Source organism: uncultured Dialister sp., assembly GCF_900538805.1.
Lineage (GTDB): Bacteria > Bacillota > Negativicutes > Veillonellales > Dialisteraceae > Dialister.
Genome location: NZ_UPZP01000140.1, coordinates 1 through 4,228 on the forward strand (window position 1 = coordinate 1; position 4,228 = coordinate 4,228).

Here is a 4,228-nt window from a genome sequence, read left to right on the forward strand (position 1 = left end):
CTCATCGCCGAAGGCGATACCTTCCCCTCTGAACCCTCTGAACCTTTTGAACCTTCTGAACCCGGGCCGCTTCGCGGTCCCTGGGCGCGTCACCCGCCGGTTGATTTCATCAATCGGCGGTTCTTCACTATCTTGTTGTATCCTGAAACGAGGAATATGTATGTCTGATAAAAAGGCTTTTCCTGAACATGTGGCCATCATCCTGGACGGCAACGGCCGGTGGGCCAGGGAGAGAGGCCGGGAGAGGACCTATGGGCACCAGGTGGGCGCCGCCAATGTGAAGACCATTGTGCGGGCCGCCGGCCATATGGGCATCAAGGTGCTCACTCTCTACGCTTTCTCTACGGAGAACTGGAAAAGGCCGTCTCTGGAAGTGCGCTTCCTGATGAAGCTTTTTAAAAATTATCTGATTTCCCAGCTGAAGGAGCTGGTGGAGGACAATGTGCAGGTCCACATCGTGGGCGACACGTCGGTCCTTTCCGAAGGGCTCCGAAAGGGCATTGAAGACTGTGAGCGGGACACTGCCGCTAATGACGGCATGGTGCTGAATGTGGCCATCAATTACGGCGGCCGCATGGAAATCGTCCATGCTGTGAAGGAAATCGCAGAGAAGGTGAAGGCGGGGGAGATGGATCCTTCTTCCATTACCGAGGAAACGGTGACTTCCCATCTTTATCCTTCCGACGCTATGGATGTGGACCTTCTCATCCGGACCGGCGGGGAATACCGTACGTCCAATTTCCTTCTCTGGCAGGCTTCCTACAGCGAGCTCTATTTCACCCCCGTGCTTTGGCCGGATTTCACGGTGGAGGAGCTCCAAAAGGCTGTGGACTGGTATACCGGAAGGGACCGCCGGTTCGGCGGCCTCACGGAAAAGGATCACTAGGGAGGTACCATGAAAGTTCGTGTGATTACGGCCATTGTGGGCATCATTGCGGTGCTCTGCCTGGTATGGCTGGGCGGCTGGTTTTTGACGGGCGCCGTATTTCTTGTTTCCCTCATCGCCCTTGCGGAGTATGACCGCATGCTGCGGCAGCTTTCCATCCGCATTTATCGCGTTCCCGCGGCCATTGCCATAGGGGCGGTGGTGCTTTCGGCCGGTTTTTATTCGGTGAAGGTCTTCACGGCGGTGATTTTCCTTTCCTTCTGCCTTCTCCTTTTCCTTATTCTCTCCATTAAGAAAGAGGAAATGACGAACCTGGTGTACACGTCATTTGGAAGCCTTTACTTCGGCATGGGCTTTGGCACCCTGGTCCTTCTCCGGGGAAGCCGGGAGCTGCTGCCGGCGGGGGCGGTGAACGGGGATCCCGGGATTTTCCTCATCCTCTTTGCCCTGGTGTGCACCTGGGCCAGCGATTCCTTTGCCTATCTGGCAGGCAGGAGCCTTGGAAAGCATAAAATGGCGCCCCATATCAGCCCGAACAAGACGGTGGAAGGCCTTATCGGCGGCGCCCTGGGCTGCGTGGTGCTGGGTCTGGCCCTGGCCTTCGGCTTTAAGTACGACATGACCCATGCCTTTTTCCTCTCCGTCATGGCGGCGGTCATGGCGCCGGTGGGGGACCTTTTCGAGTCCTACATCAAGCGGGCCTGCGACATTAAGGATTCCGGAAATATTCTGCCCGGCCACGGCGGCATGATGGACCGTTTCGACAGCCTTCTCTTTGTGGCGCCGTCCCTGGCGGCGGTGCTGGCCCTGCTTAGGTGAAAGGAGTTTCTATGAAGGAAATTGCAGTTTTAGGTTCCACCGGTTCCATCGGTACCCAGACACTGGACGTCATCCGCTGCCATCCGGACCTTTTCCATGCCCAGGTGCTCTGCGCCAACAAAAGCGTGGAAAAGCTCCTTCAGCAGGCAGAGGAATTTCAGCCTGCCGCCATTGTTATAAGCGACGAAGAGGCGGGAAAGAAATTTCAAAGTCTCTACAAGGGAAAGGCGGAAATCATTATCGGCGAAGAGGGGCTCACGAAAGCCGCTCTCCGTGACGACGTGGATCTGGTGCTGGTGGCGGTGGTGGGCATTGCAGGATTGAAACCGACCCTTGCCGCCATTGGCTCGGAAAAGGAACTGGCCCTGGCCAATAAGGAAACTCTTGTGGCCGGCGGCAGTCTGGTGCTGGAAGAAGCAAAAAAGCACCACGTCCTCATCCGTCCCGTGGACAGCGAACACAGCGCCATTTTCCAGTGCATGCTGGGACAGGACAGAAAGCATATCCATAAGCTCCTTCTCACCGCCTCCGGCGGTCCCTTCCGGGGAAAAACAAGGGAAGAGCTGCAGCATGTGACCGTGGCGGACGCCATGAAACATCCCACATGGAACATGGGCATGAAGGTGACCCTGGACTCCGCCACCATGTTCAACAAGGGACTGGAAGTCATCGAAGCCCACTGGCTTTTCGGCGTGGACTACGACGACATCGAAGTGATCGTCCAGCCCCAGAGCCTCATCCATTCCATGGTGGAATACGACGACGGCTCCATTATAGCGCAGATCGGCAATCCGGACATGCGCCTTCCCATCCAGTTTGCCCTCACCTATCCGGAAAGACTTCCTTCGCCGTCCCATGAGTACGTGAACTGGAGAGACATTGCGTCTATCATCATCGAAAAACCGGACCTGGAAGTCTTCCGTTCCCTGAAAATGGCCTACGAAGCGGGGAAGAGGGGAGGCACCGCCGGCACCGCCTTCAACGCGGCCAACGAAGAAGCCATCCGCGCCTTCATCGCCGGCAGGATTTCCTTCCTCTCCATCTATGACGTAGTGGAAAAGACCCTTTCCCGTTTCATTTCCCATGAAATCCGCTCCTACGAAGACATTATGGAAGCGGACAGGGAGGCCAGACAGCTGGCGGGACAGGAAATCGAAAGGATGGCTCTATGTTAGTCAATATCCTCGCTCCCATCTTCGTCTTTGCGGTGATTGTCCTCATCCACGAAGGCGGCCACTTCATTACCGCCAAACTCACCGGCATGCGGGTGGATGAATTCGCCGTAGGCTTCGGACCCAAACTGGGGGGCCTGAAGAAAGGGGAAACCCTCTATTCTTTGAGGGCCATCCCCTTGGGCGGCTTCAACCGCATCGCCGGCATGGACAGCAGCGATAAAACCGACGACCCCCGGGCCTTCGTGAACCGCCCCATGTGGGCAAGACTCCTCGTCATCGCAGCGGGCTCCATTTCCAACGTGCTCCTGGCCTTCTTCATCTTCGTCGGCGCCTTCCTCTACGCCGGCTACCAGACCTTCCCGAACCTCCCCGTGGTTGGCGGCGTCCTTGCCGGCACATCCGCCGAAAAACAGGGGATAGAGGCGGGGGACAAAATCCTTTCCGTGGCAGGAAAAGAAGTCAATACCTGGACGGATATCGGGAAAATCACAAAGGATCTGGACACCCGCATCGTCCCGGTCAAAGTGAGCCATGAAGGCGAAGAAAAGACACTCACCATCATGATGACCGACGGCGAAGGCGGCCGCCCCATCATCGGCATTTCTCCCTACCTCGAACACCATCAGGTAGGAGTGGGGGAGGCATTCCTCATGGGCGGCGAGCGCTGCGTCTTCCTTCTTAAGATGATGGTCACCGGCCTGGCAGACATGATAACCGGCCATGAAGCGGACGTGGCAGGCCCCATCGGCGTGGCCCGCATGAGCGCCCAGGTAGCCGACACCGGCTTCCTCTCCCTCCTCCTCTTCATCGCCCTCTTGAGCCTCAACCTGGGCTTCTTGAACCTCCTCCCCATACCCCTCTTGGACGGCGGCGTCCTCATTCTCACCTTAATCGAAGGCGTAAGCGGAAGAGAACTTCCCGAAAAAGCCCTCTACTACATCCAGACCGTGGGAGTCACCATCCTTCTGGGCCTCTTCCTCTTCGCCATGTGCAATGATATCAACGGGCTTTTGAAATGACGCCCGCTTGGACACGCCCTGTCGGGCGTGAGGGTTCTTAGGTTTGACGGGGCTTTCGCCCCGAGGGTGCTTAAGTTTGACACGGCCTTTCAGGCCGTGAGGGTTGAGGTGGGCGGCTGCGCCGCCAGTATTATAAACCCTTCAAACCGGGCTTTGCCCGATGGAAAACATGCCAACCGCTCTGGCGGGTGGGGGAAATGCACCCCTTTTGGTGCTGACGCACCACCTTTCCCCCGAAGGGGGAACTCTTAGCGCCGTTGGGCTTTGGAACTCATAAGCATCTCAAGGGAAAGAGTCGCTAAAACTTCCCCCACCGGCTGAAGCCCCCG

General features: G+C 57.2%; 4 protein-coding genes. All 4 read left to right on the forward strand.

What is annotated here, in order from left to right; translation table 11 throughout:
- Nucleotides 1–160: 160 nt before the first annotated feature.
- The 4 genes from QZQ29_RS09025 to rseP are packed head-to-tail and all read left to right on the forward strand — an operon-like array spanning nucleotide 161 to nucleotide 3,899.
- Nucleotides 161–886, forward strand: a complete 726-nt coding sequence (locus QZQ29_RS09025) for an isoprenyl transferase (protein WP_296962527.1) — start codon at nucleotides 161–163, stop codon at nucleotides 884–886.
- 9 nt (nucleotides 887–895) lie between these two features.
- Nucleotides 896–1,705, forward strand: coding sequence for a phosphatidate cytidylyltransferase (locus tag QZQ29_RS09030; RefSeq protein ID WP_296962529.1), 810 nt, complete (start codon nucleotides 896–898; stop codon nucleotides 1,703–1,705).
- Nucleotides 1,706–1,716: 11 nt separating this feature from the next.
- A complete protein-coding gene (locus QZQ29_RS09035) occupies nucleotides 1,717–2,880 on the forward strand; it encodes a 1-deoxy-D-xylulose-5-phosphate reductoisomerase (protein ID WP_296962531.1) in 1,164 nt (387 codons plus the stop codon).
- Nucleotides 2,874–3,899 (forward strand): RIP metalloprotease RseP, encoded by a 1,026-nt coding sequence (rseP, locus tag QZQ29_RS09040; protein ID WP_296962533.1) that lies wholly within the window; start codon nucleotides 2,874–2,876, stop codon nucleotides 3,897–3,899. The genes QZQ29_RS09035 and rseP overlap by 7 nt, the downstream gene beginning before the upstream one ends.
- Nucleotides 3,900–4,228: the final 329 nt, after the last annotated feature.

Bases quoted from the DNA above. Each gene is read 5' to 3' on its own strand.
- QZQ29_RS09025 (WP_296962527.1), top strand. From the start codon at position 161: ATGTCTGATAAAAAGGCTTTTCCTGAACATGTGGCCATCATCCTGGAC.
- QZQ29_RS09030 (WP_296962529.1), top strand. From the start codon at position 896: ATGAAAGTTCGTGTGATTACGGCCATTGTGGGCATCATTGCGGTGCTC.
- QZQ29_RS09035 (WP_296962531.1), top strand. From the start codon at position 1,717: ATGAAGGAAATTGCAGTTTTAGGTTCCACCGGTTCCATCGGTACCCAG.
- rseP (WP_296962533.1), top strand. From the start codon at position 2,874: ATGTTAGTCAATATCCTCGCTCCCATCTTCGTCTTTGCGGTGATTGTC.